The organism is Microbacterium oleivorans (assembly GCF_001644225.1).
GTDB lineage: Bacteria > Actinomycetota > Actinomycetes > Actinomycetales > Microbacteriaceae > Microbacterium > Microbacterium gawkjiense.
Map to the genome: position 1 here is coordinate 19,870 of NZ_LSTV01000002.1, position 25,537 is coordinate 45,406.

22 protein-coding genes are annotated in these 25,537 nt (G+C 71.6%); 7 read left to right on the forward strand and 15 right to left on the reverse strand.

Annotation, left to right across the window (positions count from 1 at the left end):
- Window positions 1-12: 12 nt before the first annotated feature.
- The 4 genes from AYL44_RS06725 to araA are packed head-to-tail and all read left to right on the forward strand — an operon-like array spanning window position 13 to window position 4,872.
- The gene (locus AYL44_RS06725; protein ID WP_064002524.1) at window positions 13-1,005 is read left to right on the forward strand and encodes a LacI family DNA-binding transcriptional regulator; all 993 of its coding nucleotides are present in this window, start codon (window positions 13-15) and stop codon (window positions 1,003-1,005) included.
- 53 nt (window positions 1,006-1,058) lie between these two features.
- On the forward strand, window positions 1,059-1,754 hold the full coding sequence (locus tag AYL44_RS06730) for an L-ribulose-5-phosphate 4-epimerase (RefSeq protein WP_064002525.1): 696 nt from the start codon (window positions 1,059-1,061) through the stop codon (window positions 1,752-1,754).
- Window positions 1,751-3,373 carry a xylulokinase gene (locus AYL44_RS06735; protein ID WP_064002526.1) on the forward strand — a complete coding sequence of 541 codons (1,623 nt, stop codon included), beginning with the start codon at window positions 1,751-1,753 and terminating at the stop codon, window positions 3,371-3,373. The genes AYL44_RS06730 and AYL44_RS06735 overlap by 4 nt, the downstream gene beginning before the upstream one ends.
- Window positions 3,370-4,872: an L-arabinose isomerase gene (gene araA, locus AYL44_RS06740; protein WP_064002527.1), complete on the forward strand. Its 1,503-nt coding sequence runs from the start codon at window positions 3,370-3,372 to the stop codon at window positions 4,870-4,872. The genes AYL44_RS06735 and araA overlap by 4 nt, the downstream gene beginning before the upstream one ends.
- Window positions 4,873-5,049: 177 nt before the next feature.
- Here the strand turns inward: araA and AYL44_RS06745 are convergent, their stop codons facing one another.
- The 6 genes from AYL44_RS06745 to AYL44_RS06770 form a co-directional block, all read right to left on the reverse strand.
- Entirely contained in the window at window positions 5,050-5,589 is a 540-nt protein-coding gene (locus tag AYL44_RS06745; RefSeq protein WP_064002528.1) for a hypothetical protein, read from the reverse strand.
- Complete coding sequence (locus AYL44_RS06750) at window positions 5,589-5,999, reverse strand: DUF4383 domain-containing protein (protein ID WP_064002529.1); 411 nt, start codon at window positions 5,997-5,999, stop codon at window positions 5,589-5,591. Before AYL44_RS06750 ends, AYL44_RS06745 begins: the two co-directional genes overlap by 1 nt.
- Window positions 6,000-6,165: 166 nt before the next feature.
- Window positions 6,166-7,086, reverse strand: coding sequence for an EamA family transporter (locus AYL44_RS06755; RefSeq protein ID WP_064002530.1), 921 nt, complete (start codon window positions 7,084-7,086; stop codon window positions 6,166-6,168).
- Window positions 7,083-8,030 carry an N-acetylglucosamine kinase gene (locus AYL44_RS06760; RefSeq protein ID WP_064002531.1) on the reverse strand — a complete coding sequence of 316 codons (948 nt, stop codon included), beginning with the start codon at window positions 8,028-8,030 and terminating at the stop codon, window positions 7,083-7,085. Before AYL44_RS06760 ends, AYL44_RS06755 begins: the two co-directional genes overlap by 4 nt.
- Complete coding sequence (locus AYL44_RS06765; RefSeq protein WP_064002532.1) at window positions 8,027-9,178, reverse strand: SIS domain-containing protein; 1,152 nt, start codon at window positions 9,176-9,178, stop codon at window positions 8,027-8,029. Before AYL44_RS06765 ends, AYL44_RS06760 begins: the two co-directional genes overlap by 4 nt.
- A gap of 7 nt (window positions 9,179-9,185) precedes the next feature.
- Window positions 9,186-10,484 (reverse strand): D-tagatose-bisphosphate aldolase, class II, non-catalytic subunit, encoded by a 1,299-nt coding sequence (locus AYL44_RS06770; RefSeq protein ID WP_064002533.1) that lies wholly within the window; start codon window positions 10,482-10,484, stop codon window positions 9,186-9,188.
- A gap of 349 nt (window positions 10,485-10,833) precedes the next feature.
- Between AYL44_RS06770 and AYL44_RS06775 the strand changes: the two genes are divergently transcribed.
- Entirely contained in the window at window positions 10,834-12,237 is a 1,404-nt protein-coding gene (locus AYL44_RS06775) for an endo alpha-1,4 polygalactosaminidase (RefSeq protein ID WP_197471605.1), read from the forward strand.
- 43 nt (window positions 12,238-12,280) lie between these two features.
- Here the strand turns inward: AYL44_RS06775 and AYL44_RS06780 are convergent, their stop codons facing one another.
- Genes AYL44_RS06780 through AYL44_RS06795 form a run of 4 tightly spaced genes read right to left on the reverse strand, consistent with a single transcriptional unit; the run spans window position 12,281 to window position 17,178 of the window.
- Complete coding sequence (locus AYL44_RS06780) at window positions 12,281-14,008, reverse strand: hypothetical protein (protein WP_064002534.1); 1,728 nt, start codon at window positions 14,006-14,008, stop codon at window positions 12,281-12,283.
- The gene (locus AYL44_RS06785; protein ID WP_064002535.1) at window positions 14,005-14,871 is read right to left on the reverse strand and encodes a carbohydrate ABC transporter permease; all 867 of its coding nucleotides are present in this window, start codon (window positions 14,869-14,871) and stop codon (window positions 14,005-14,007) included. The genes AYL44_RS06780 and AYL44_RS06785 overlap by 4 nt, the downstream gene beginning before the upstream one ends.
- Window positions 14,871-15,833, reverse strand: a complete 963-nt coding sequence (locus AYL44_RS06790; RefSeq protein WP_064002536.1) for a carbohydrate ABC transporter permease — start codon at window positions 15,831-15,833, stop codon at window positions 14,871-14,873. The genes AYL44_RS06785 and AYL44_RS06790 overlap by 1 nt, the downstream gene beginning before the upstream one ends.
- Before the next feature lie 31 nt (window positions 15,834-15,864).
- The gene (locus AYL44_RS06795) at window positions 15,865-17,178 is read right to left on the reverse strand and encodes an ABC transporter substrate-binding protein (RefSeq protein WP_064002889.1); all 1,314 of its coding nucleotides are present in this window, start codon (window positions 17,176-17,178) and stop codon (window positions 15,865-15,867) included.
- Window positions 17,179-17,325: 147 nt separating this feature from the next.
- Here AYL44_RS06795 and AYL44_RS06800 point away from each other — a divergent pair, with 147 nt between their 5' ends.
- Window positions 17,326-18,393 carry an amidohydrolase family protein gene (locus AYL44_RS06800; protein ID WP_064002537.1) on the forward strand — a complete coding sequence of 356 codons (1,068 nt, stop codon included), beginning with the start codon at window positions 17,326-17,328 and terminating at the stop codon, window positions 18,391-18,393.
- 1 nt (window position 18,394) lies between these two features.
- On the opposite strand, the gene AYL44_RS06805 is transcribed toward AYL44_RS06800, so the two are convergent.
- Together AYL44_RS06805 and melA are read right to left on the reverse strand one after the other, a co-directional pair.
- On the reverse strand, window positions 18,395-19,240 hold the full coding sequence (locus AYL44_RS06805) for a class II fructose-bisphosphate aldolase (RefSeq protein WP_064002538.1): 846 nt from the start codon (window positions 19,238-19,240) through the stop codon (window positions 18,395-18,397).
- On the reverse strand, window positions 19,237-20,556 hold the full coding sequence (gene melA, locus AYL44_RS06810) for an alpha-galactosidase (RefSeq protein WP_064002539.1): 1,320 nt from the start codon (window positions 20,554-20,556) through the stop codon (window positions 19,237-19,239). Before melA ends, AYL44_RS06805 begins: the two co-directional genes overlap by 4 nt.
- 150 nt (window positions 20,557-20,706) lie before the next feature.
- Between melA and AYL44_RS06815 the strand changes: the two genes are divergently transcribed.
- Window positions 20,707-21,450: a DeoR/GlpR family DNA-binding transcription regulator gene (locus AYL44_RS06815; RefSeq protein ID WP_064002540.1), complete on the forward strand. Its 744-nt coding sequence runs from the start codon at window positions 20,707-20,709 to the stop codon at window positions 21,448-21,450.
- On the opposite strand, the gene AYL44_RS06820 is transcribed toward AYL44_RS06815, so the two are convergent.
- The 3 genes from AYL44_RS06820 to AYL44_RS06830 are packed head-to-tail and all read right to left on the reverse strand — an operon-like array spanning window position 21,437 to window position 25,531.
- The gene (locus AYL44_RS06820; protein WP_064002541.1) at window positions 21,437-23,371 is read right to left on the reverse strand and encodes a DUF2264 domain-containing protein; all 1,935 of its coding nucleotides are present in this window, start codon (window positions 23,369-23,371) and stop codon (window positions 21,437-21,439) included. The two genes, AYL44_RS06815 and AYL44_RS06820, sit on opposite strands and share 14 nt — an antisense overlap.
- Window positions 23,372-23,384: 13 nt before the next feature.
- A complete protein-coding gene (locus AYL44_RS06825) occupies window positions 23,385-24,491 on the reverse strand; it encodes a glycerate kinase (protein WP_064002542.1) in 1,107 nt (368 codons plus the stop codon).
- The gene (locus tag AYL44_RS06830; RefSeq protein WP_064002543.1) at window positions 24,488-25,531 is read right to left on the reverse strand and encodes a LacI family DNA-binding transcriptional regulator; all 1,044 of its coding nucleotides are present in this window, start codon (window positions 25,529-25,531) and stop codon (window positions 24,488-24,490) included. The genes AYL44_RS06825 and AYL44_RS06830 overlap by 4 nt, the downstream gene beginning before the upstream one ends.
- Between the last annotated feature and the right edge of the window lie 6 nt (window positions 25,532-25,537).

The window sequence follows — 25,537 nt, forward strand, 5'->3', positions numbered from 1 at the left end:
ACAGTGAGCGCCATGGGACGGGCCGGGACGACACGCGCCGGTGTGCGCGACGTCGCCGCGCGGGCAGGGGTGTCGACGCAGACCGTGTCGCGCGTCATCAACGACAGCCCGAACCTGCGCCCCGAGACCCGCGCCCGCGTCGAGGCCGCGATGGCCGAGCTCGGCTACCGCGTCAACAACGCCGCCCGCGCCCTCGGCACCTCGACGACCCGCACCGTCGGCGTCGTCGCCTCGGACGCGACCCTGTGGGGCCCGGGCGCCGGCATCGCCGCGCTCGACGCGGCGGCCCGCGAGGCGGACCGCTGGTTGGCGACGGCCTACGCGGATGCCGCGGACCCGGCATCCGTCACCGATGCCGCCCAGCGCCTGCTGTCGCAAGGGGTCGACGCGCTGATCGTCGTCGCCGCGCACACCGCGACGCTGCCCGCGCTGCGCGAGGTGGCGGGCGGGACCCCGCTCGCCGCGCTGCACACCGGCGCGGGCGCCGAGCGGCAGCGCGCCGGCGCGGCGCTCGCGATCGAGCACCTCGTCGCGCTCGGCCACCGCCGCATCGCGCTGCTGGCGGGACCGGCGGACTGGCTCGAGGCGACAGCCCGCGACGAGGGTGCCGCGGCAGCCCTGGCGACCGCCGGCATCCGTCCCGCGGCGATGTGGCGCGGGGACTGGAGCGCGGCGACGGGCGCGACCGCGGCGCGCGAGGTGGCCGAGGCGGTGCGCCGCGAGGACGGGCCGACCGCGGTCGCGGCGGCGAACGACCAGATGGCGCTCGGGCTCATCGCAGGCCTCGTCGCCGAAGGGCTGCGCGTGCCGCAGGACGTCTCGGTCACCGGATTCGACGACAACGCGGATGCCGCCTTCTACACGCCCGCGCTCACCACGGTGCACGTCGACACGGCCGGCGAGGCACGGCGCGTGGTCGCCGAGGCGCTGGGCCTGCCGGCCACGGCGGAGGTCGCCGAACCGGTGCTCGTCGCGCGCGCGTCGACCGCCGCGCCGCGCGGCTGACCCGCGGAACCCGAGCGTGGCGGAATGGGGATGTTACCGATAACATCGACCTCATGACCGATCTCGATGAGGCGATCGCCGCCGTCCGCGCGGACGTCGCCGCCCTCCACGCCGAACTCGTCCGCTACGGCCTCGTCATCTGGACCGGAGGCAACGTCTCGGGGCGCGTCCCCGGCGCGGACCTGTTCGTCATCAAGCCCTCCGGCGTCTCGTACGACGACCTCGCGCCCGAGAACATGATCCTCTGCGACCTCGACGGCAACGTCGTGCCCGGCAGCCCCGGCAGCGACCGCTCGCCCTCGAGCGACACCGCCGCGCACGCCTACGTCTACCGGAACATGCCCGAGGTCGGCGGTGTCGTGCACACGCACTCCCCCTACGCCGTGGCCTGGGCCGCGCGCGGCGAGGAGATCCCCTGCGTCATCACCGGTATGGCCGACGAGTTCGGCGGACCGATCCCGGTCGGACCGTTCGCGATCATCGGCGACGACTCGATCGGCCGCGGCATCGTCGAGACCCTGAAGGGCCACCGCTCGCGCGCCGTCCTGATGCAGAACCACGGGCCGTTCACGATCGGCGTCAGCGCGAAGGATGCCGTCAAGGCCGCCGTCATGTGCGAGGACGCCGCCCGCACCGTGCACTTCGCCCGGCAGGGCGGCGAGCTGATCCCCATTCCGCAGGACAAGATCGACGCCCTCTACAACCGTTACCAGAACGTGTACGGCCAGAGCTCGGACGACCGCCGATGAGCGCCGCATCCGTCATCTCCTCCGGTGGCGCGGTCTTGGGCATCGAGCTCGGCTCGACCCGCATCAAGGCGTGCCTCGTCGATGCGAGCGACCCGACCACCGTGCTCGCCGTCGGCAGCCACGAGTGGGAGAACGCGCTCGAGGACGGCGTGTGGACCTACGCCGAGAACGCGATCTGGTCGGGCCTGCAGGCCGCCTACGCCGACCTCATCGCCGACGTCCGCCGCCAGGGCGCCGAGCTGACCGACCTCGCCGGCATCGGCGTCTCGGCGATGATGCACGGCTACCTCGCATTCGACGCCGAGGGGAACCTGCTCGTGCCGTTCCGCACGTGGCGCAACACCTCGACCGGCGCCGCCGCGGCGGAGCTGACCGAGCTGCTGGGCGTCAACATCCCGCTGCGCTGGTCGATCGCCCACCTGCACCAGGCCGTCCTCGACGACGAGGCGCACCTCGCCTCGCTCGCGAAGATCAACACCCTCGCCGGCTGGGTGCACGAGAAGCTCACCGGTCGCTTCACGCTGGGTGTCGGCGACGCGTCGGGCATGTTCCCGATCGGTACCGACGGGCAGTACGACCGCGACCGCGTCGCCGCGTACGACGCGCACGCCGCCGCGTTCCTCGCCGGCCGCAGCCTCACGCACCTCCTGCCCGAGGTGCTCCCCGCGGGAGCGGATGCCGGGGCCCTCACCGCCGCCGGCGCCGCCCTGCTCGACCCGACCGGCACGCTCCGGCCCGGCGCGGTCGCCGCGCCCGCCGAGGGTGACGCCGGCACCGGCATGGTCGCCACGAACGCGGTCTCGCCGCGGACGGGCAACGTGAGCGCCGGCACGAGCATCTTCGCGATGGTCGTCCTCGAGCGCCCGCTCGCGCGCGTCCACACCGAGATCGACCTCGTCACGACGCCCGCCGGCGACCCCGTCGCGATGGTGCACTGCAACAACGGCGCGAGCGAGCTGGCATCGTTCGCGTCGCTGTTCGCGCGGTTCGCCGCGGCATCCGGTCAGTCGCTCTCGACGGATGCCGTCTACGAGACGCTCCTGCGCGAAGCGCTGCAGGGTGCTGCGGATGCCGGTGGGGTCCTCGCGTACAACCACCTGAGCGGCGAGCCGATCGCCGGACTCGACGAGGGCCGCCCGCTGGTCGTGCGCACGCCCGACGCGGAGTTCTCGCTCGCCAACGTCATGCGCGCGCAGGTCTACGGCGTGTTCGCGACGCTCGCGATCGGCATGCAGACCCTCGCCGAGGAGGGTGTCGCGCTCGACCAGATGTTCGCGCACGGCGGCGTCTTCCGGACGGCCGGCGTCGCGCAGCGGTTCCTCGCCGGGGCGCTCGACGCGCCCGTCACGGTCGGAGACACCGCGGGCGAAGGCGGCGCGTGGGGCATGGCCGTGCTCGCCGCGTACGCCGCCGCGAAGACTGGCTCCGACCTGTCGACGTACCTCACCGACCACGTGTTCGCGGGGGCGGCATCCGTCACCGCCGACCCCGACCCGGCCGACGTCGCCGGGTTCGCCGACTACCTCATCCGTTACCGCGCCGGACTCGCCGCCGAGGCCGCCGCCGTCACCGCACTGCCGCTGCGCGGCATCCGCTCATCGAACGAAGGAACAGCATGACCCTCTCCACCAGCCTCGAGCAGTACACCGTCTGGTTCGTCACCGGCAGCCAGAACCTCTACGGCGAGGAGACGCTGCGCCAGGTCGCCGAGCAGTCGCGGGCCGTCGCCGCGGGCCTCGCCGGCCTTCCGGTCAAGGTCGAGTGGAAGCCCGTCCTGAAGGACTCGGACTCGATCAAGCGCCTCGCCCTCGACGCGAACGCCGACGACTCGGTCATCGGCGTCATCGCGTGGATGCACACCTTCAGCCCCGCCAAGATGTGGATCTCGGGCCTCGACGCGCTGCGCAAGCCGCTGCTGCACCTGCACACGCAGGCCAACGTCGAGCTGCCGTGGAACGACATCGACTTCGACTTCATGAACCTCAACCAGGCCGCCCACGGCGACCGCGAGTTCGGGTATATCCAGACGCGCCTCGGCGTGCCGCGCAAGACCGTCGTCGGCCACGTCTCGAACCCCATCGTCGTGCAGCAGATCGAGGACTGGGAGCGCGCCGCCGCGGGCTGGCAGGCCGTCAAGACCCTCAAGCTCGCCCGCTTCGGCGACAACATGCGCTACGTCGCCGTCACCGAGGGCGACAAGACCGAGGCCGAGCTGCAGTTCGGCGTGCAGGTCAACACGTGGGGCGTGAACGAGCTGGCGGATGCCGTGGCCCAGGCATCCGAGGCGCAGATCGACGCCCTCGTCGAGGAGTACGTCGCCTCGTACGACGTGGCCGACGAGTTGCTGCCGGGCGCCGAGCGGCACCAGTCGCTGCGCGACGGCGCCGCGATCGAGATCGGGCTGCGCTCGTTCCTCGAGGCGGGCGGGTTCGGAGCGTTCACGACGTCGTTCGAGGACCTCGGCGCGCTGACGCAGCTGCCCGGCCTCGCGGTGCAGCGCCTGATGGCCGAGGGCTACGGCTTCGGTGCCGAGGGCGACTGGAAGACCGCCATCCTCGTGCGCGTCGCGAACGTCATGGGCTCGGGCCTGCCCGGCGGGGCGAGCCTCATGGAGGACTACACCTACGACCTGGTCCCCGGCAACGAGCGCATCCTCGGCGCGCACATGCTCGAGGTGTCGCCGTCGCTCTCGACGTCGAAGCCGCGCCTCGAGGTGCACGAGCTGGGCATCGGTGGCAAGGCCGACCCCGTGCGCCTGATCTTCACGGCCGATGCCGGCCCCGCCCTCGTCGTCGCGATGAGCGACATGCGCGACCGCTTCCGCCTCGTCGCGAACGTCGTCGAGAACGTCGACGCCCCTGACCTGCCCAAGCTGCCGGTCGGCCGCGCCGTGTGGAAGCCGTCGCCCGACTTCGCGACCTCGGCCGCGTGCTGGCTCGCGGCCGGTGCCGCGCACCACACCGTCATGACGACGGCCGTGGGCATCGAGGTCTTCCGTGACTTCGCCGAGATCGCCGGCACCGAACTGCTCGTCATCGACGAGGACACGACGGTGCGCGGCTTCCAGAAGGAGCTCCGCTGGAACCAGGCGTACTACCGCCTCGCCCGCGGGCTGTAACCCGCACGCGACGAACGCCCCGGTGCCGCTGTGCGCCGGGGCGTTTCGCGTGTCGGGGGTGTGGTCGGGTGTCGGGGTGTCGCGGGATGCAATGGATGCTGCGCGACACGCCGCGGCATCCGTCCGGGCATCGGCGTGTCGCGGCAGATCTCTTGCATCCGCGAACGCGAGCGAGGGTCAGTGCCCGCCGTGCCCGGGCATGAAGACCTCGTTGACCTCGGCGCCGGGCGCATCGCTGCCGATGGGGGTGGCGGCGAGGGCGGGGGTCACGAGTCCTGCCAGCAGGAAGGCACCGACGATCAGGCCGCCGACGCTCGTGCGGGCGGCCGTGCGAGCAGCGGGGTGCGACGGCCGACGACCGGCGCGACGCATCGCGATCGCCGAGACGACGCCGACGGAAAGACCCAGCACTGTGGAGACGACGACGGGATAGATGCTGGTCTGCGGCGGGCCGATCACCAGCAGCGCGGTGACGGCGACGAGACCGGCGAGCGAGACTCCGACGCCCGCGGGTGGAGCGACCACGCGCCCCCGCATCAGCGCCGTGACGCCCCAGGCGATGGTCGCCGCCCCGACGGCGGCGAGCAGGACGCCGATGCCGCGGTCCGCAGCATCGGCGCCCTTCACGATCGCGCCCGCGCCCAGTCCGAGCTGCAACAGCCCTGCGCCCCACGCGGCGAGCGCGGGCCACGAACGGACCAGGACGGACGGCGACATCAGACGGCCGCGCGGGGGGAGACCTGCTTGTCGGCGGCGATGCCGACGCCGAGCAGCACGAGCGCGCTGGCGAGGTGCAGGAAGTGGTCGGCCGTGTTCAGCGCCAGGATGTTCGCGGCGGTGCCCACGAGGAAGAAGCCGACGACGCCGAGCAGCAGGTAGGCGGCACCGACGACGATGTTCACGCCCTTGGCGGCGCGGACGTTCGACAGGCCGCCGATGAGCAGCGCCGCACCGATCAGGAGGTGCGCGACGTTGTGCAGCGGGTTGACCATGAAGATGCCGAGCAGCAGGCCGCCATCGGTGGCGATGAAGTCGACGCCGCCGGTCACGGCGAAGCCGAGCAGCCCGACGAGGATGTAGACGGCGCCGAAGATGACGGCGACGAGGCGGTTGGGTGAGCTGGTCATGGGATTGTCCCTCCGTGTGATGCGGCGGATGCCGCGACCTGCAGACATGTGGTGCTGCAAGACATTCGGTGCGACGCCTCGAACGGATTGCGCTCGATGCGTCGTCGCCGACTGTAGGGACAGGTCAGGGCGCTCACTCAGGGGTTGTGAGAAACCTGAGCGACTGCTAGGAGCGAGCTGAGAGGCGGTCGCGATCGGCGCTGCGCGCGTCGCTGTACACCATGGCCGTCGATCCGCCGACGGCGAGCACGATCGCCATGGCGCCGATCGGCGAGGGCAGCGCCGGGGAGACGACGAGCGCGATGAGGATCGCCAGCACCGGCGGCAGGGCGTTCGTCACCGGCGAGACGACCGACGCGCGTCCGCGACTGAGCGCCATCACCAGCAGCAGGGCGCCCACGGCGTTCAACAGCTGCGTCGCCGCCGTCAGCACCGGCGCCTGCCACGGCGCATCGACCGGGATGCCGCCCATCATCGCGATCGCGACGGGCACCAGCAGCAGCCCACCCACCGTCATCCAGAGGAACGTCGTCGCATCATTCACCCCGTCGACGGCGGCCGCGCGCATGAGGAACGCCTGGATCCCCCAGGCGAGGCAGACGCCGACCGCCAGCGGCATCCACGGTCCGGTCCCGGCGGCCTCCGACGGGCTCGTCACCCCGAACAGCACCAACGCCACGAGCACGGCACCGAGCCCCGCCAGCGCGAGCACCGACAGTCGCTCCCGCAGCAGCAGGACGGCCAGGACGACGGTCACCGCCGGCGAGACCGACACGATCGGGAAGACGAGGTAGGCCGGCCCGATCACGAGCGCGTGGAACAGCAGCAGCTGCCCGCCGGCACCCAGCAACCCGATGGTGAGACCTCGGACCGTCGCCGATATCCGGCGGTCGATCCGCTGCCCACGGGTGATGACGGCCGCCGGGACGAGCATCGTGACCGCCCAGATCACGTAGATCATCTCCTGCGGGTATCCGTAGAGCTCGCTCGGCGCCGCCGAGAACGCACCCCACACCCCCCACGTGACCACGAGCAGCGCGGCGTAGGGGATCCACGACCGCGGCGACGTCACGGCTGCGGTGTTCACACAGGGAGGACGTCGGGCACCACGACGCCGGCGCAGCGCATGGCGTACAGCGCGCTCCCGAGGTCGGGGCTGTAACGCGGCGCGACGACGGTGTAGGCGCCGGCACGGGTCAGCGCTTCGACGAACAGGTCGCGGTACAGCGGGGCCGAGAACATCCCGCCGGAGTACGACACGACCACCTCTTCGTCCTCCGCATACTCCAGCGCGGTGCGGGCGGCGGTCACGAGTTCGACGAGCGCATCAGCGCCGTCCACGAGAACGGCTCGCGCCGCGGGGTCGCCGGCCTCGGCGGCATCCATCACCGTCTTCGACAGGTCGGCGATCGCGGTGCGCTGCGCGCCCCACTCCCCCATCACCGTGCCGATCGCGTCGAGATCCTCCGTGACACCGAGTCGCGTGCGCATCGCGTCGTAGAGGTGCGTGCGCGGGCTGCGCCCGTCGGCCATCCGGCTGAACAGGGTGAGCCCGCGGATGCCGACCCAGTACCCCGATCCCTCGTCGCCGAAGATCTCGCTCCAGCCGCCGACCCGGTGGCCGACCCCGCCCCGCTCGCCGTAGGACATCGACCCGGTGCCCGCGATGACGTTGATGCCGTCGCGCCCGCCGAGGGACCCCGCCCAGCCACCGAGCATGTCGTTCCCGCAGGTGTAGCGCTCGTGGCCGAGGACCCTCCGGGCGATGTCCTGGACGCGCGGGACGTCGGCGCTCGCCTCACCGTACCCGGGCACCCCGAAGAAGGTGTGCGCGATGTCATCGGTGCGGATGCCGGCATCCGCCGTCACATCGGCGATGCCGTCGCGCAGCACCCGCTCGAGGACGCCGATACCGCCGCCGAAGTAGTACGAGGTGGGCTGGGTCGAGGTCGCGAGTGTCGCGCCGTGCTCGTCGATCAGACGGAAGGCGGTCTTGGTCCCGCCCCCGTCGACCCCGAGATAGGCGGTCATCGCGCGGCGTCCTCCGACCGGGGGTGCGGGTAGACGGTGACACCCTGGACGACGCGGTTGACCGTCCCGCCGGGGAACGGGTTGTCGGGCGTGCATCCGGCCTTCACCGACGCGTGGAGCGCCAGCAACTGCGCGAACACCACGGCGGTGAGACCGCGGTAGGCGTCGGGGAGGCCGTCGACGCCGGGGAGCGGGTAGTCGGTGGCCGACCCCTCGCCCGCACCGCCGACACGCACGACCCGTCCGGGGGCGACACCCTGCAGCTCGGTCACGATGTCGTCGTCGTAGCGCGCCGTGTAGGCGTCGGCGGAGCGGTACACGACGACGAGCGTCGTCTCGTCGACGACGGCCTTGGGTCCGTGGCGGAATCCGAGCGGCGAGTCGAAGAGACCGACGACGGTGCCCGCCGTCAGCTCGAGGAGCTTCAGCGCGGACTCCCGCGCGAGCCCGGTCAACGACCCGGCGCCGAGGTAGACGACGCGCTCGATCCGGCGGTCGAGGAGGGCCCCGATGCGGTCGTCGAGCGCGAAGAGCCGCTCGGCCTCGTCGGCGAGCGCGTCGACGACACCGTCGCGCTCCTCCTCGAAGAGGAGCAGGCAGGCGAGCACCATCGACGTGAAGCTCGACGTCATGGCAAATCCGGAGTCGTTGGTCTCCTCCGGCATCCCCACGACGAGCGAGGTCGCCGTGTCGGCGTGGGCCCGCGCGAGATCGCCCGACAGGTCGCACGTGATCACGACGTGCGACACGTCCGTCAGGAAGCGGTCGGCGAGCTCGGTCGCCGCGGCGCTCTCGGGGCTGTTGCCCGACCGCGCGAATGAGATGAGCAGAGTCGGGAGATCCTCGGCGAAGACGGTTTCGGGGCTGGCGACGATGTCTGTCGTCGCGACGGCGTCGACGCGGCGGGCGAGCACCGTCCGCAGTGCGGGGGCGATGACGTCGCCGGCGAAGGCCGACGTGCCCGCGCCCGTCAGCACGATGCGCAGCGACGGGTCCGCGAGCCGGGGCGCGAGGAAGGCGGCCACCTCGTCGCGGCGCGCGCGCAGCGCCGCCGCCGTCTCGTGCCACATGCGCGGCTGGCGGCGGATCTCGGCGTACGTCGCGGTGAGTTCCCGGACGACCTCGGCGTCGTTGTGGATGATGGTCATCAGCGTCTCACTTTCCGTCGTTGTCGTCTGCCGTCGCGGCCGCGTACACGCGCAGCACGTCGCGCACCCGGTCGATCGCCAGGTCGGCGGGGTCCGCGGTCAACTCGCCGGCGCGCACCCGCTCGAACTGGGCCGGCAGGTACTGGCTGAGCAGGGGTTCGGGGATGCCGCAGGCGCGCAGGTTCGTGAAGAGCCGCTGCACCGCGGCATCGATCGCAGGGACCGGCCAGTAGTACCGGACGCGGTCGCTGTAGCTGTAGGCCCGGGCGAGGGCCTGCTCGGTGTCGGTGCCCTCGTAGTAGGACTCCCACCACGAGGGGTCGGCGAGCATGGTGCTCTCGATCGTCTCGCGCAGCTGCGACTGCTCGCCGGTCGGCACGATCTCCCGCTCGATGGCGGCGAGGGCGAACAGCGCCTCGCGAAGGGCGAACGTCAGGCCCGGCCCGACCTTCAGGACGGCCCAGTGCGCCCGCACGAGTTCCCGCAGCAGCTCCTGCCGCTGGTAGTCAGTGGAGTGGGCTTCGAAGACCATGCCGGGCTCATCGTCGAGGACGTGACGGAGTTCGGTGGTCGCCTCGGGCTTGTAGTCGACGACGTCGAGGTGGTCGAACTCGACGGCGGGCTGCACGACGAGGGCGATGACCCGGGGCCACACGTCCGCGAGCCCGGCGTCGGCGATCGCCCGCCGGTGGATCTCGAGGGTGCGGCGCGCGAAGGCGGGCGTCGTGGGCTGCAGATCCTCGAGCTTCTCGGCGGCGCCGCCGGGCGTCGGGACCTCGGTGCCGATGACGTAGACCAGCGAGGCGGGGTCGACACCGGCATCCGCGGCCGCCTGCTCGGCCACGGCGAGAAGGCGGACGGCGCGTGCGGCGACCACCTCATCCGACAGCGGAGCGGTCTCGCCGGCGCAGGGCATGCTGCAGTCGAGGTGGATCTTCGAGTAGCCGGCCGTCACGTACGCCCGGACCAGGTCCTCGGCCTTGCCCATCGCGGACTCGGCGTCCTCTTTGCGCCACCGGTTCGGTCCGAGGTGGTCGCCGCCGAGGATCAGCCGGTGCTGCGGGAACCCCTCCTCCGCCGCGATGGCCTCCACGTCGGCTCGGAACTGGGCGGGCGTGCGGCCGGTGTACCCGCCGAACTGGTCGACCTGGTTCGAGGTCGCCTCCACGAGCAGCGGCGTGCCGTCGGCGACGCTCTGCCGCATCGCGGCGCGCAGCACGAGCGGGTGCGCCGAGCACACGGAGTAGATGCCTTCACTGGCGCCCGACTTGTGTCGCTCCACGAGGGAGATCAGTGGATTGCTCATACGCTCACTTACTTGTCCGGTGGTGGCCGACGATGGTGACGGTCGGCTTTGCCAGTATGAGCGAACGCGTAGGATGCCTGTCTGAGACCGCGTCAATCGCTCACAATTTCTGCTCGTCTGAGCGTCAGAGTGATCGAAATGTCCGTTCGGCTCCAGAACGCGCAGTCGCCGTGCGTGTTCGATCAGGACGCATGACCGAATCCTCCGGCACCCTCGCCGCCCGGATCGAGGCGGGTCTACCGTGACGCCCGACGCCCCGACCGTGGGCGCTGACAAGGAGAAGATCGTGCCTCATTCCCCCCGCACATCGACTCGGGAACGCCTCCGTTCCCGGGTGATCGTGGCATCGGTGGCCGCGCTGGCCACCGCCGCCGCCGGCCTGCTCGCCGCCGCGCCGGCATCGGCCGCCACCACCACGCTCGCCCCCACCTCGCTCACCACGACGGCGGGAGCCATCGGATCCGGTCAGACGGTGTCCGCCCTCGCCGTCAAGGACCACACCGGCACCCAGGACGTCTGGGACAAGTACGTCGAGTTCACCGGGGCCTACGCCGGGTACCGCACCTACACCGTGCCGTCCTCCGTCGCACCGTCGAGCGTCACCGGCATCCAGGTGTCGGCGAACTACCGCGGACCCGCGCCGGCGCAGCAGACGTGGACCTGGTCGCTCTACAACTGGTCGACCAGCAGCTGGACGAGTGTGGGGACGAACGCCGGTGCGCCCTCGTGGGGATCGTGGAAGACCCTCACGTTCGCCTCTCCCACCGCCGCATCCGCGTTCGTGAACAGCTCCGGATCGGTGCGCGTGCAGCTGAAGGCCGGCAACTCATCGGATGCCGCGAACCTCGACTGGGAGTCGCTCACCGTCACGTCCTCGGGCGGCTCGACGCCGACACCCACGCCCACGCCGACCCCCTCGACCGGCGTCACGCTGCCGCCCGCCAACGGCGGCTTCTCGTACCAGCTCGGCGGCGCCTACACGCCGGAGTCGGGGGTGAGCGTGGTCAGCCGTGACCGTCTCGTCGCCCCGGCCGGATCGAGCTTCTACAACATCTGCTACGTCAACCTGCTGCAGACCCAGCCCGACCAGGCCGGTCAGTCCACGACCAACCCCGGATACGGCACGACGCAGTGGTGGAAGAACAATCACCCCGACCTGCTGCTGCGCGACGGCAGCGGCAACCTCGTGATCGACGCCGGGTGGAACGAGGCGATCTTCGACGTGCGGACGGCCACCAAGCGCGCACAGCTGCTCGAGATCCAGAAGCCGTGGTTCGACGCGTGCAAGGCGTCGGGCTACCAGGCGATCGAGCCCGACAACCTCGACGTGTTCCTCCGCTCGAAGAACTACCTGACGTTCGCTCGGACGCGCGACTACCTGAAGCTCGTCATCCCGTACGTGCACTCCATCGGGCTCGCGATCGGCCAGAAGAACACCGCCGAGGCCGGCCAGGGGTACGGCGGCATCGGCAAGACGTTCGTCGACACCGTCTCGCCGGCGCAGGGCTTCGACTTCGCGATCGCCGAGGAGTGCGCCGCGTACTGGGAGTGCGCCTCTTACACCTCGGTCTACGGTCCGCTCGTGTTCGAGATCGAGTACACCGACAACAACCCCAACCGCGTCCACAACGGGACGACGAAGACCTCGTTCCAGGCGATCTGCGCCGATGACGGGGCGAGCCGCGGCATCATCCTCCGCGACCGAGACGTCGTCCCCGCCGGAACCGCGGGATACTCGTACCAGTCCTGCTGAGGGCACCAGCACGGGGGCGCCGCACGGATTCCGTGCGGCGCCCTCAGCGTGTGGTGTGGACGACGCGCACGAATCGGACGACGAGGTCGTCGGCTCCCTCGGCGAGGGCGACGCGCAGGCGCGTACCCGCCGCGAGCGCACCCTCGGGGAGGGCGATCGTCGCGGTGCGCCAGGCGCCCGAGTCGGTGCGGTCGACGGCCGCCGTCGCCCCGGCATCCGTCTCGAGCGAGAACGAGCCCGTGCCGCGATCCAGGAACGTCACCTTCACGACATCGCGACCGGCGGATGCCGCGGCGAACCGCTCGTCGACCTCGAAGACGAACCCCGTGTCGCCGTCCGCGACCGACGTCGACAACCCTTCGTACGCGGTGCCGTTGTCCTCCTCGAAGACGTGGACGTGCGCATCGACGTCGGTGCGGTGTGCGACCGACCCGGGCTCGTCGACCTGCACGAGCCAGCGTTCGAGGTTGCGGACCCAGGGGCGGGCGGGCCAGGCGGCGGGGTCGTCGAAGGGCGGCGGCGGGTCGTCGCCCGCCCAGTACCGGTCCTCCGCGTCGCGCAGGGCGGCCCAGGCGTCCGCCGACGTGTCGGCCTTCTGCCCGATCGACAGCCGCAGCCAGTCCCAGTGCTCGGGGTACTCGGCCATGTACGAGGGCCCGGGGACGACGTACATCCAGTTCACACGTAGCTGCAGGGCCTTCAGGTTCGACATGACGACCGCGTAGTACGGGTCGTCGGTCATGTAACCGCAGTCGGTGTAGCACTCGTTCTCGGTGCCCACGACGAACCGTCCCGAGTGGATCGGCAGCGACTCGTCCACGGTCATGTGCCCGTCGGGCTGGATGTGGGAACCGTAGGCGGGCGCCTCGCTGAGGTGGAAGTTGAAGAGTTCGGTGATGCCGGTCCGGATCCCCATGCCGGCCTCCACCGCCTCCTTCGCGAGCAGGTTCTGCGCGTCGCCGAACGGGCCGAAGGGGTAGTCCTCCCCCGTGAAGACGAGCTTGTGCGCGTTGTCGCCGAAGAGCTCGACGAGGTCGGTCCAGGCGTGCCGGTACCAGGTGAGGTAGGTCCGCTCGTCGAGCGTCCCCGCGTCGGCAGCGGCCTGGATCATCTCGTAGTCGTACTCGGCCCAGGTGAAGGCGCCGGGGACGTAGACGAACCGCAGCCGGGGGTTGTCGGCCAGGCCCCCGTCGACGAAGAGCTCGCGGTAGGTGTCGAGCAGGTGACCCCACACGCACTCGTCCCAGATGGGCAGGTGCCGCTGGCCGTCGTAGTCGGGACCGACGGATGCCACGCCGCAGTCCGCAGCGACCCACTCCGGCGCCCAGTCCTCACCCGAGGCGAACACCCGCATCCAGAAGTCACCCCGCTGTTGCAGCTGCGCGTCGAGGCCGTCGAAGCTCAGCCCCTGCGCCTCACCGCGGGACTCGCGGTCGAGGCCGCCGTCCGCGGTCGGCTGGATCTGCCGCCACGAGACGTCGACCGATCTGACCGCGACGAGCTCATCGGCATCCTCCTCCTCGGAGAAGTAGCCCGAGTTCGGTGCGGGGCGCGTCCACTCCGGGAGCGACCAGTCGTCGCCGTCCACGACCGTCGGGGTGCCGGGAGAGGCGTCGACGAGATTGTGGCGCGGGCCGATGTCGAGGTCGACGCCGCTCGGCTCGGCCGTCGGGAGCGACGTCCGGTCGGGCTCTTCGTCGGATGTCACCGTGCACCCGGCGAGCAGAGCGGCTGCGACGAGCGCCACGATCGCGGGGCGCGCACGCCTCATCCCTTCATGCCCGACATCGTCATCGTCTGCACGAAGTGCTTCTGCGCGAAGAGGAAGAAGAGCACGAGCGGCAGCGTCGCGACGACGTTCGAGGCCATGAGCAGCGACCACTGCGTGCGGCGGGTGCCCTGGAAGTTGGCGATACCGAGCTGGATCGTGAAAAGGTCATCGTTGTTGATCGCGATGAGCGGCCAGATCAGGTCGTTCCACGAGCTCAGCAGGGTGAAGATCGCGAGGGTCGCGATCGCGGGCTTCGCCAGGGGCAGCACGATCCGCAGGAACGTCTGCAGGCGGTTCGCGCCGTCGATCGCGGCGGCCTCCTCGACCTCCTTCGGCAGCGACAGGAAGAACTGCCGCATGAGGAAGATGCCGAAGGCCGACGCGAGCCACGGCACGAAGGCGGCGGCGAGGGTGTCGATGAGGCCGATGCGTGTGAACAGGATGTACGTCGGGATCATCAGCAGCTGTGTCGGGATCATGATCGTCGCGACGATCATGAAGAAGCCGACGTTGCGACCGCGGAAGTGCAGCCGGGCGAAGCCGTAACCCGCGAGCGAGCACAGGATGACGTGCGAGACGATCGCGACGACCGAGACGATGACGCTGTTGAGCAGCCAGCGCAGCACATCCGTCGTCGTGAACAGCGCGACGAAGCCGTCGAGGGTCAGCGCGGACGGGATGAACGGCGGCGGGAACTTCACGAGGTCCGACGCGGGCGAGACCGACGCGAGCACCATCTGCGCGAACGGGATGACGAACAGCAGCGCGACCGGGGCGAGGACGAAGTGCCATCCGCTCACGCGCCGGCGACGGGGACGCGGCGCCTCGAGGTCGGGTGTGCGGGTGAGGGTTGCGAGGGCCATCAGAACGCCTCCATGTTGCGGCGGCGGGCGAAGACGACCATGCCGACGGTGATGAGCAGGGTGACGGCGAACAGGACGTACGCCGCGGCGGATCCGTATCCGAAGTCGAGGCTCTTGAACGCCTTCTCCCACAGGAAGTAGACGATCGTCTTGGTCGAGTCCAGCGGACCGCCGCGCGTGGTCGTGTAGACGAGGTCGAACAGCTGGAGCGCGCCGATGACCTGCCACACCGTGACGAACACGGTGACCGGTCCGAGCCCCGGCCAGACGACGCGCCAGAAGGTCTGCCAGCGGTTCGCGCCGTCGATCCGGGCGGCCTCGAGCAGTTCGGTGGGCACGTCCTGCAGGGCGGCGAGGTAGATGACGGTCGTGAAGGCCGCCTGTCCCCACAGCGACATGATCGCGATGACGAGCATCGCCTGCGACGGATCCTCGAGCCATCCCTGCGGCGGCAGGCCGAGCACCCGGAAGACGTTGTTCGCGAGACCGAACTGCGGGTTGAAGAGATAGGTGGAGAGGATGCCGGTGGCCGCCGCCGAGGCGACGAAGGGCACGAAGATCGCGGTGCGGTACACCCCGATGAAGCGGATGTTCCGGTTGAGGGCGACGGCGAGGAACAGTCCCGCGAGGACGGATGCCGGGACGAAGAGCGTCACGTAGAGACCGGTGTGTCCCACCGCCTCCCAGAACTCCCCGTCGGTCATGAGCGAGGTGTAGTTCTCGCCGCCCACGAACTCGGCCGGAGCGAAGCCGTTCCACTCCTGCAGCGAGAGGAGGAAGGCCCACGCCGCGGGGAAGAACGAGAGGCCGACGATGACGATCATCGCGGGGGCGACGAACCCCCACCCCGTGAGGGTCGCCGTGATCTTCCGCCGCCGGACCGGGCGGGGCCGGATCGGCTGCGGTTCCCGGACGACGACGGCGTCGGCCGGCGCGTCGGGAAGGCGGTGGAGAGTCGTCATCGTCGGGTCCTCATTCGTTCCAGCGTGCGGGTCAGTCGGAGAGCGCGTCGTTCGCCTTCTCGGCCGCCTCCTTGAGGGCGTCCTCGGGCGTGCCGTCACCCTGCAGCACACGGGAGATCGCGTCGCCGACGGCTTCGGACAGGCCGACGTAGCCGGGGACGGTCGGTCGTGCGTTCACGGCGTTCGCGTTGTTCTCGGCCATGATCTCGAGGCCGGGCAGTTCCTTCGCCTGCGCCTGGAACTCCGGCGAGCTCTGCTCGCTCGAGCGCAGCGGCAGGTTGCCGTAGGCGACGTTCCAACGCAGGTCCTGCTCGGGGGCCGTCAGCCACTCGACGAACTCGTAGGTCCAGTGGTTCTCGTTGACGTCACCGGTGTCGAACAGCGCCCAGAGGTCGGGGCCGGAGACCGTCTGGTGGTCGCCGTCGGTGCCGGGCAGCACCGTGACCCCGTAGTCGGTCTTGGCGGTCTTCAGGTCCCACAGCTGCCAGGGCCCGGAGGTCATCATGCCGATGCGGTTCGCGGCGAAGAGCTGGGCGAACTTCGTGTCGGTCTGATCGAGGTAGACGCTGCCGTCGTCCACCGCCATGCCCCGCAGGAACTCGAGCGCCGTCACGCCGGCCTCGCTGTCGAAGGCCGCCTGCTTCTGGTCGTCGGTCAGGATCTCCCCGCCGTTCTGCCACAGGTGCGGCCAGAACTGCCAGGTCGTCTCCTCGGAGCCCGAGACGGAGTACGCGTAGCCGTAGGTCTCGGTGGCTTCGTCGGTGAGGGCGGCGGCCGCCTCGCGGAAGTCGTCCCAGGTCCAGTCGGCCGTGGGGTAGTCGACGCCGGCGGCGTCGAAGACCGTCTTGTTGTAGAAGAGCGAGATGTTGTCGACGAGGGCGGGGAACCCGATGATCTTCTCGCCGGTGGGCTGCGCAGTGGCGCGGGCGGCCTCGGAGAACTCGTCCCAGCCGACCGCGGGGTCGCTCACCTGCTCGCGGATGTCGAGGGTGCGACCGGAGGATTCCAGCTCGCTCGCCCACGACCCGAAGGAGTAGGAGATGTTCGGGTAGCTGTTCCCGGCGAACCCGGCGGAGAGCTTCTGGATGAGCTCCTCGGTCGACGACGCACCGGAGGAGGCGTCGATCGTGACGTTCGGGTGTTCCTTCTCGAACTCGTCGGCGAGGCTCCGCAGGAGCTTGGCCGCCTCGTCGTTCTGCCCGGTCCACCACGTGATGGTCACGTCGGCGTCGGTGTCGAGCTCGGTGGCACCCTGGGGACCGGCGCAACCGGCCAGCACGAGGGCGGAGATCCCCGCGATGCCGACGGCGACAGCGCGGGTGGTTCGGGTGAATCGGCGGTTCATGAGCGTCCTCTCGATCGGGCGACGTCGCCGGATGCTTTTCGCCATTATTGAGCCCAGGTTGATCGTTTGTAACCGATAATGAGCGAATCACTCACTAAATGTGAGCGTATCGTTGCGCGATCCGACAGGCTGCCGGATCGTGGAGGCATGCCCGAGCCGACGCATCCCCTCGACGACCTCCGCCTGCGGGAATGGACCCCGCGCAGCATGCTGCGGGCGCCCGCCACCGCCGTCGACCTGCCGCACACGCCGTGCATCGACATCCACAATCACCTCGGTCGCTGGTTGACCGAGGGCGGCGGATGGATGATCGACGACGTCGACGACCTGATCCGCACGATGGATGCGCGTCACGTGGACATCATCGTCAATCTGGACGGGATGTGGGGAGACGAGATCGACGCGAACCTCGACCGGTACGACCGTGCCCACCCCGGGCGGTTCGTGACCTTCTGCCAGCTGGACTGGAACCTGCTGGCGGAACCGGATGCCGAGAGTCGCCTGATCGCGCAGCTCGAGGACAACGCCCGCCGGGGCGCGCGCGGAGTCAAGGTCTGGAAGTCGCTCGGCCTCACCTTCCGCGATGACGCCGGCGCGCTCGTGTCGCCCGACGATCCGCGCGTCGTTGCGGTCCTGCGTCGCGCCGGGGAGCTCGACCTGCCGGTCCTCATCCACACGGCGGATCCGCGCGCGTTCTTCGAGCCGCTGGACGCCGGCAACGAGCGCCTCGACGAGTTGCGCGGCGCCCGCGACTGGTGGTTCGGCGACGCCTCCGTGTACCCCACCTTCGACGAGCTGCTCGACGCGCACGCGCGCCTCGTGCTCGCGTGCCCGGGAACCACCTTCATCGGGGCGCACGTCGGCTGCGCCGCCGAGGACCTCGACCGCGTCTCGGCGCTCATGGACGCGGCTCCGCTCTACCACGTCGACATCGCGGGACGCATGGCCGAGCTCGGCCGCCAGCCCCGGCGCTTCGCGGCTCTCGTGGAGCGGCATCCCGACCGCGTCCTCTTCGGGACCGACATCTACCCGGCCGAGGACGAGCAGTACGCCCTGCACTACCGGTTCCTCGAATCCGCGGACGAGGGCTTCGAGTACGCGCCGGGGGCGCCGATCCCGCCGCAGGGACGGTGGGCGGTCTCGGGCGCCGCACTGTCGCCGCGGCTGCTGCCCGCGCTGTACCGCGACAACGCGCGGCGCGTGCTGGGCCTGTGACTCAGCCGCCGACGACGGCGGCGAGGCGCGCGACCTCGTCGCGGGTGGCCTGGCGCACCCCCCGCAGGTAGCTGCGGGGATCGACGGCGTCGGGGCGTTCGGCGAGTTCGCGCCGCAACGCCGCCGTGCCGACGACACCCAGTGCCGTCCCGATGTTGACCTTTCGGATGCCGGCGGCCACGGCCTCGGCCAGCAACAGGTCCGGCACCCCCGAACTGCCGTGCAGGACGAGCGGGACCGGCACGGCCTCCGCCAGGCGGGCGATGAGGTCCAGGTCGAGTACGGCGGTGCGCTCGGTCATCGCGTGCGAACTCCCGACCGCGACGGCGAGGAGGTCGACTCCGGTCTCGGCGACGAACTGCTGCGCCTCGGCGGCGTCGGTGCGCACCCCGGGGGCGTGCGCACCGCCCTTGCCGCCGACCTCGCCGAGCTCCCCCTCGGCCCACAGACCCCGATCGTGCGCCGCCCGGGCGACGCCGGCGGTGAGCGCCGCGTTCTCGGCGTGCGGGGCGGTGGCCTTGTCGAACATGAGGGAGCCGACTCCGAGCTCCTCGGCACGCGACAGGACGGCGTGGGCGAGATCGGGGTCGTCCAGGTGATCGACGTGGACGGCGATGCCGACGTCCGCGTCGCGGGCGAGCTCGCGGCAGGCGGCCAGCAGCGGCGCCATGCCGTGGCGGAAGGCGAGCGCGTTCTGGCTCACCTGCAGGAGCGCCGGAACTCCCGCATCCGACACTCCCAGGACGACGGCCTCGGCCTGTTCGATCGTGATGACGTTGAACGCCGGCACGCCGGCACCGCGCGCTGCCGCGGCGCCGACGACGTCCGCGGTCGTCGAGAGCGTCACGACGACTCGGCGAGCGTGCCGCCGAGGGCGGCGGGCAGGAGGTGCGCGTGCGCGCGGGTCAGCTCGTCGCAGAGGTCCCAGATCTCGGCGGGCGTGAGCGAGGAGCTCGCGTTCGGGTCGGTGAGCACGGCGCGGCGGACGAGCTCGGGATCGCCCTCACGGGCCGCACGGATCGTCAGGTCGGCGACCGACAGGTAGGTGCGGTTGAGCGCGGCGCCGGCGTCGGGGACCGGCCCCCAGTGCGGGGGGCGGACCCCGTCGCCGTCGACCGTGGCGGGCACCTCGACGACGGCCCCCTCGGGCAGGTTGTCGATGAGCCCCGTGTTCGGGACGTTGACGTGGATCTCGCGCGGCGTCCCCGTCAGGACGGAGTGGATGATCTGCGGCGCGTACTCGGCGGCATCCTCCCCGTCGTGGAGCGGCAGGTCCCCGCCCGCGTCGAGGATCCGCTTCGCCTCATGGAACTCGGCGACGTTGTCCTCGGAGATGCCGATGTACTGCAGCGGCTCGAGCCGGAAGCGCTCGATCTGCTCGTCGGAGCGGAGGAACCAGCTGAGGTACTCAGAGGAGTGCTCGCTCGTCTCGGTGGGGTAGTAGCCGATGCGTCGGAAGATCTCGACGCGCACACGACGCTCCAGCTCGGGGTCGGCCGCGATCCGCTCGCGCAGCAGCGGGTACAGGTCCCGCCCCTCGTGCGTCCACTCCGTGAGCCATGCCTGGTGGTTCACGCCGGCGGCCCGGTAGTGAGTCTCCTCGAGCGGCACACCCACGAGGTCGCACAGGTCGTTGACCGTCCAGTAGACGCTGTGGCACAGTCCGTACGCCTTGAGGGAAGGTGCGACGACCGACATCCACCAGATGTTGAGCGCCATCGGGTTCGTGTAGTTCAGGAAGTACGCGTCGGGGCAGAGGTCGAGCATGTCCCGCGCGATGGCGCTGAGCACGGGGAACGTGCGGAGGGCGCGGAACACCCCGCCCACGCCGGTGGTGTCGCCGATCGTCTGCCGCAGCCCCCGAGCGGCGGGCAATTCGAGATCGATGCGGGTCGCGTCGATACCGCCCACCTGGATCATGTTGACGACGAAGTCGGCGCCGGACAGCAGCTCCCGTCGATCGAGGGATGCCGTGAGCCGGATGTCGCGGCCCAGCTGCCGCGCCACGTTCTCGGCGCTGCGCTGCGCGACGTCGAGACGGTCCGCGTCGATGTCGTGCAGACGGATGTCGAGCGTGGGCAGGTCGGAGAAGCGAAGCAGGTCGGTCAGCAGCTGGCGCGTGAACACGACGCTCCCCGCTCCCAGGAAAACGATCGTCGGCATGTCTCGATTGTGAAAATGCGGCGCGGTATGCGCAAGTAAATGAGCGAATTGACGCTCAATCGCTCATCTGACATGATCACTGCCATGTCCACTGCGAACAGTCCGGTATCACCGTCGATCCCCGGAGGCTCTTCGAAGCGGTCGCGACGGATGACCGACATCCTCGATGCGATCGCCGAGCAGGGCGAGGTCTCCATCGGCGATCTCGCCGAACGCTTCGCCTCGTCCGCGGCCACCCTGCGCCGCGATCTCACCACGCTCGCCGATCAGGGACTGATCGTCCGCACGCACGGCGGCGCGAAGGCGGCCGGGGTGCTCTCCGAGCTTCCCGTCGCCCTGCGCGACACCCGTTTCGGCGACGCGAAGCGTCGCATCGCCCGCGCCGCCGCCCTGACGATCCCGCGCGAACGCCACGCGGTCGCCCTCAGCGGCGGCAGTACGACCGCCGGCGTCGCCCGAGAACTCGTCAACCACCGCGATCTGACGATCGTCACGAACTCGCTGTCGATCGCCTGGGTGGTCAACTCGTTCCCGCGGCTCAAGGTCGTCATGACGGGCGGCATCCTGCGACCGCAGTCCCTCGAACTCGTCGGCGTCCTGGCCGAGGGGACCTTCACCGCGGTCAACGTCGGCACCGCCATCCTGGGCGCCGACGGGTTCACGGCCGAGGCCGGTGTCATGACGCACGACGAGACCGAGGCGCGCACGAACAACGCGATGGTCTCGAAGGCGGTCCGCACGATCGTCGTCGCCGACGGGTCCAAGATCGGTCGCACCGCACTCGCGCAGATGGCGACGACCGATCAGGTGGACATGCTGATCACCGACGACAGCGCCGACCCCGAGGAGCTCGACCGCATCCGCGCGGCCGGCGTCGAGGTCACCGTGGTCTGATCGTCCGCGTCCGCACCCCGTCCGCCCAGACGACCTCGACCGCGTCATCCTCCACGCGGACGGACACGTCCGTCCGGACGGGCAGCCCGGCTCCCCGCAGGTCGACGACGACGACAACCACCCGGCCGACGGCGACGTCGAGGTCGACGACGGGCACCGCACTGCAGGCGCCGAGCGGACCGGCATCCGTCCTCGTCACGACGTGGGCCTCCCCTCCCGAGAGCGAGCGGATGCCGCTGCGCAGCGCCCCGGCGACGGCGACCGCCTCGAGCCCGTCGACGTGCTGCTCGGGTTCGTCCCCGGCCACGGCCCAGCCGCCGACGCGCAGGCGGAGGTCCGCCGCGGTCAGTTCTGCGGCGAGGTCCTCGACACCGACGAGCCGCACCTCGAGACTGCCGCGGACGAGCGAGTCGACGCGCAGGCGTCCCGCGCGGCGCGCGGCCCCGGGGAAGCCGGAGCCGTGGTTGCGGTCGGGCGCGTCCCCCGTGATCCAGTGGGCGTCCCACACCGCCGAGGCGACCCCCACGGCATCGTGTCCGGCGCCGTCGATCCGGACGTCGAGCAGGCGCATGCCGGCGCGGTGCGTGGCCTGCCCGTCGGCGTCCCGCAGGGCGACCGACTGCTCGAGCGGCTCGTGCCACCCGCGGGCGTCGAGGAGCGGCGCCGTCGCCGTCGAGTAGCCGATGCGGGCGTAGAGCGGCGAGTCGGTCACGACGCCCCCCGGCTGCGCGTGGTCGGTGCCGTGGTTCAGGACCCGGACGACACCGTCGTCGCGCGTGCCCGACACGATCCAGCCCGGCGACCGCACAGCCCGCAGGACGTCGCCCTGCTCCACGGGCAGCGGCTCGGCGGGTGCGGTCCACACGGGGTGATCGGCGGGCAGCATCAGGCCCATGAGCCCCTTGACCGCCCAGTACGGCGAGCCCGGCCCCGAGTACGACTGCGCCAGCGCACGCCACGGACCGTGCCAGCCCATCGTCAGCACGCCCTCCGCGTCCGGCACGTCCCGGTCGGCGAAGTGGCGCACGACCGCCTCGGCCGCGTGCCGCAGCCGCCCGGGCGCGTGCGACGGCACCTCGGCGATCACCCCGACCCAGAAGGCGGCGGCCGCCGCGGAGCGGTAGATGAGGCTGCGACCCTGCACGAGCGGCGATCCGTCACCGCCGACGAGCGCGAGGGCGTCGTCCAGGAAGCGGTCCAGCCGCGCGACGTCGCCGGCGGTCCTGCCCGCGGCGAGCTCGGCCGCCCCCGACATCCGGGACCACAGGACCGGGTACGTGTGCAGCGCCCACCCGACGTAGTGGTCGTACGAGCGGTCGTCACCATCCGAGAGCCAGCCGTCCTCGCGGACGAACGAATCGTGGCGGGCGAGGTCGGCCGCGATGTCGTCCGGCGACCACGGCCCGCCCACCGAGCGCAGGAAGGTCTGCACGACGATCCGGAACCACACCCAGTTGTTGCGGGGGTAGCCGTCGTCGCCCACGACCGACGCGAACCAGGCGATCGCCCGCTGCTGCGTGACGGCACCGAGCGTGTCCCACATCCAGGGCCGGGTCAGGTCGAGGACGAGGGCGAGGGATGCCGCTTCGACCTTCGCCTGCCCGTGCTCGTCCGGTCGCACCCACCGGTCGGGCGCGGCCGGATCGACGCCCGCCGCGATGCCCCGCCGCACGAAGGCGATGAGGTCGTCGACGCCCTCCCCGCGGGCACCGGCGATCCGGAAGCCGGCCAGCAGCAGGGTCCGGGCGAACCCCTCGAGACCGTCGATGTCGTGGCCGTACCCGCCCTCGGCCCCCGGGAAGTGGATGCGGCCGCCTCCCGGCGTCGCGTGCCGGCGCGCGGCATCCAGCAGCCGGTCGGCGTACGCGACCCAGTCCTCACGGGACCACTCCCGCCGTCCCTGCTCCGCCTCGGCTGGCATGCGTGTGCCCCGTTCAGGCGCTCCGTGTCGCGAGGCGGCGCCCGGCCTCGGCCAGCCAGCGAGCCGGATCGGCCATCGACGCGGCGGCGCCTCCGGCGAGATCGGTGAGCGAGATCGTGTGCGCGAAACCGGCGGTGTCGGCGTCGGCGGCGATCCGTCCCGCGACGACCGCGACGGGCACCCCGTGCGCCGCCGCGAGCCCCTGCACGAACGCGGGCACCTTGCCGGCGGCGGACTGCCCGTCGAACGCGCCCTCCCCCGTGACGACGAGGGATGCCGCGGCCACCGCGCCGGCCAGGTCCACGAGGTCGGCGATGCGCTGCGCGCCGGGCACGAGGTCGGCACCCCACGCGGCGAGCGCGAACCCGGTGCCGCCCGCGGCCCCCGCTCCCGGCAGGAGCGGGTCGGCGGCCGGCACGCGCCGGGCGATGCAGGCTGCGTACCGCTCGAGCACGCCGTCGACGACCTCGACGTCGGCGGCGGTCAGCCCCTTCTGCGGTCCGAACACGGCCGCGGCGCCTGCGGGCCCGGTCAGAGGGTTCGTCACGTCGCTGAGCACGGTCACACCTCCCGCCGGCGGGGTCCGCAGGTGCGAGAAGTCGATCGCCGACACGGCAGCGAGCCCGCGCGCGCCGGCGGGGACGTCGCGCCCGTCGGCGTCGACCATGCGCGCGCCGAGAGCGCGCAGCATCCCGCTCCCCCCGTCGGTCGAGGCGGACGAGCCGATGCCGAGGACGAGCCGCTCGACCCCCGCGTCGAGTGCGGCGGCGATCGCCTGCCCGAACCCGGTCGTGTCCGCATCCCACGGCAGGCGGTCCTCGCCGAGGAGCTCGATGCCGCTCGTCGAGGCGAGCTCGACGACCCCCGTGCCGTCCGGCAGCAGCAGCCACGCCGCGTCGACGAGCGTGCCGCGCGGGCCGCGTACGCGGACCGGGCGGCGCTGCGCTCCCGGCACGGCGGCGGCGAAGGCGTCGAGGGTGCCCTCGCCCCCGTCGGCCATGGGGCGCAGCACGATCTCGGCCGCGGGATCGACCTCACGCCACCCGTCCGCGAGGGCGGCGGATGCCGCGGCGGCGGGCAGCGAGCCCTTGAGACTGTCGAGGGCGACGACGACGCTCATGCGCGCGGCGGGGTGCTCTCGCGCAGCAGCACGTCGAGTCGCAGGTCGTCGGGATGCGGCTCCCACTCGGCGTCGGTCGCGGCGCGGAACGCCTGGTAGCCGACCTCTTCGAGAGGCACGTGCACCGTGGTGAGGGCGGGGGTCACGTCGCGTCCCGTCGGGATGTCGTCGAACCCTGCGAGGGCGATGTCGGCGCCCGCCGTGCGTCCGGCCGCGCGGATCGCGGTGAGGGCGCCGATCGCCACGACGTCGCTGATGCCGAACACGACCGTGCCGGTCTCGACGCCGTCCGCGAGCGCCCGGGTCATCGCCTCGTAACCCGCTTCGCGCGTGAAGCCGCCGCGGTAGACGCGGGGTTCCTCGCCCCCGGCCGACGTGAAGCCGGCGCGGAAGCCGTCGAGGCGCGAATCGCTCGTGGCCGTGCCCTCTTCGGCCGCCAGGACGACGGCCCGGCGGTAGCCGCGGTCGACGAGCGCCCGCCCGAGGGCCTCGGCGCCCGCGCGGTTGTCGAGGATGAGCGAACGCACGCCGCCGGCCCCCGGACCGAGGGCGACGACCTGGCCGCCCATCGCGCCGAGCAGGTCCAGTTCGCGGGTGAGTTCGGGCGCCGGGCCCGCCGAGGTCCGGGACGCGGCGAGGATGAGCCCGCGGGGCCGCTGCCCGCGGAGCGCCCGCACGAGCCGCACCTCGCGCTCGGGATCGCGCTCGGTGATCGCGACCGTCACCACGAGCCCGGCCTCATCGGCTCCGCGCGCGACGCCCGAGGCGATGAGCCCGAAGTAGGGGTCGGCGATGTCGGCGACGAGGAGGGCGAGGATCGCCGACGTCCCCCGCGCGGTGGCCTGCGCGGAGAGGTTCGCGGTGTAGCCCAGCCGCGCCGCGGCGGCCTCGACGCGCTCGCGATAGGAGTCCGCGACCTTGCGCGTCGAGCCGTTGAGGGCGCGCGACGCCGTGGCGAGCGAGACGCCCGCCTCGCGCGCGACGTCGTCGAGGGTCACCGCGCCCGAGGGCCCGGGTCGACGCAGGGTGCGGTCGGTCATGGTGCG

Excerpts from the sequence above, each read along its gene's own strand:
- AYL44_RS06725 (WP_064002524.1), top strand. The coding sequence starts at position 13 with ATGGGACGGGCCGGGACGACACGCGCCGGTGTGCGCGACGTCGCCGCG.
- AYL44_RS06730 (WP_064002525.1), top strand. The coding sequence starts at position 1,059 with ATGACCGATCTCGATGAGGCGATCGCCGCCGTCCGCGCGGACGTCGCC.
- AYL44_RS06735 (WP_064002526.1), top strand. The coding sequence starts at position 1,751 with ATGAGCGCCGCATCCGTCATCTCCTCCGGTGGCGCGGTCTTGGGCATC.
- araA (WP_064002527.1), top strand. The coding sequence starts at position 3,370 with ATGACCCTCTCCACCAGCCTCGAGCAGTACACCGTCTGGTTCGTCACC.
- AYL44_RS06745 (WP_064002528.1), bottom strand. The coding sequence starts at position 5,589 with ATGTCGCCGTCCGTCCTGGTCCGTTCGTGGCCCGCGCTCGCCGCGTGG.
- AYL44_RS06750 (WP_064002529.1), bottom strand. The coding sequence starts at position 5,999 with ATGACCAGCTCACCCAACCGCCTCGTCGCCGTCATCTTCGGCGCCGTC.
- AYL44_RS06760 (WP_064002531.1), bottom strand. The coding sequence starts at position 8,030 with ATGACCGCCTATCTCGGGGTCGACGGGGGCGGGACCAAGACCGCCTTC.
- AYL44_RS06765 (WP_064002532.1), bottom strand. The coding sequence starts at position 9,178 with ATGACCATCATCCACAACGACGCCGAGGTCGTCCGGGAACTCACCGCG.
- AYL44_RS06770 (WP_064002533.1), bottom strand. The coding sequence starts at position 10,484 with ATGAGCAATCCACTGATCTCCCTCGTGGAGCGACACAAGTCGGGCGCC.
- AYL44_RS06780 (WP_064002534.1), bottom strand. The coding sequence starts at position 14,008 with ATGAGGCGTGCGCGCCCCGCGATCGTGGCGCTCGTCGCAGCCGCTCTG.
- AYL44_RS06785 (WP_064002535.1), bottom strand. The coding sequence starts at position 14,871 with ATGGCCCTCGCAACCCTCACCCGCACACCCGACCTCGAGGCGCCGCGT.
- AYL44_RS06790 (WP_064002536.1), bottom strand. The coding sequence starts at position 15,833 with ATGACGACTCTCCACCGCCTTCCCGACGCGCCGGCCGACGCCGTCGTC.
- AYL44_RS06795 (WP_064002889.1), bottom strand. The coding sequence starts at position 17,178 with ATGAACCGCCGATTCACCCGAACCACCCGCGCTGTCGCCGTCGGCATC.
- AYL44_RS06800 (WP_064002537.1), top strand. The coding sequence starts at position 17,326 with ATGCCCGAGCCGACGCATCCCCTCGACGACCTCCGCCTGCGGGAATGG.
- melA (WP_064002539.1), bottom strand. The coding sequence starts at position 20,556 with ATGCCGACGATCGTTTTCCTGGGAGCGGGGAGCGTCGTGTTCACGCGC.
- AYL44_RS06815 (WP_064002540.1), top strand. The coding sequence starts at position 20,707 with ATGACCGACATCCTCGATGCGATCGCCGAGCAGGGCGAGGTCTCCATC.
- AYL44_RS06820 (WP_064002541.1), bottom strand. The coding sequence starts at position 23,371 with ATGCCAGCCGAGGCGGAGCAGGGACGGCGGGAGTGGTCCCGTGAGGAC.
- AYL44_RS06825 (WP_064002542.1), bottom strand. The coding sequence starts at position 24,491 with ATGAGCGTCGTCGTCGCCCTCGACAGTCTCAAGGGCTCGCTGCCCGCC.
- AYL44_RS06830 (WP_064002543.1), bottom strand. The coding sequence starts at position 25,531 with ATGACCGACCGCACCCTGCGTCGACCCGGGCCCTCGGGCGCGGTGACC.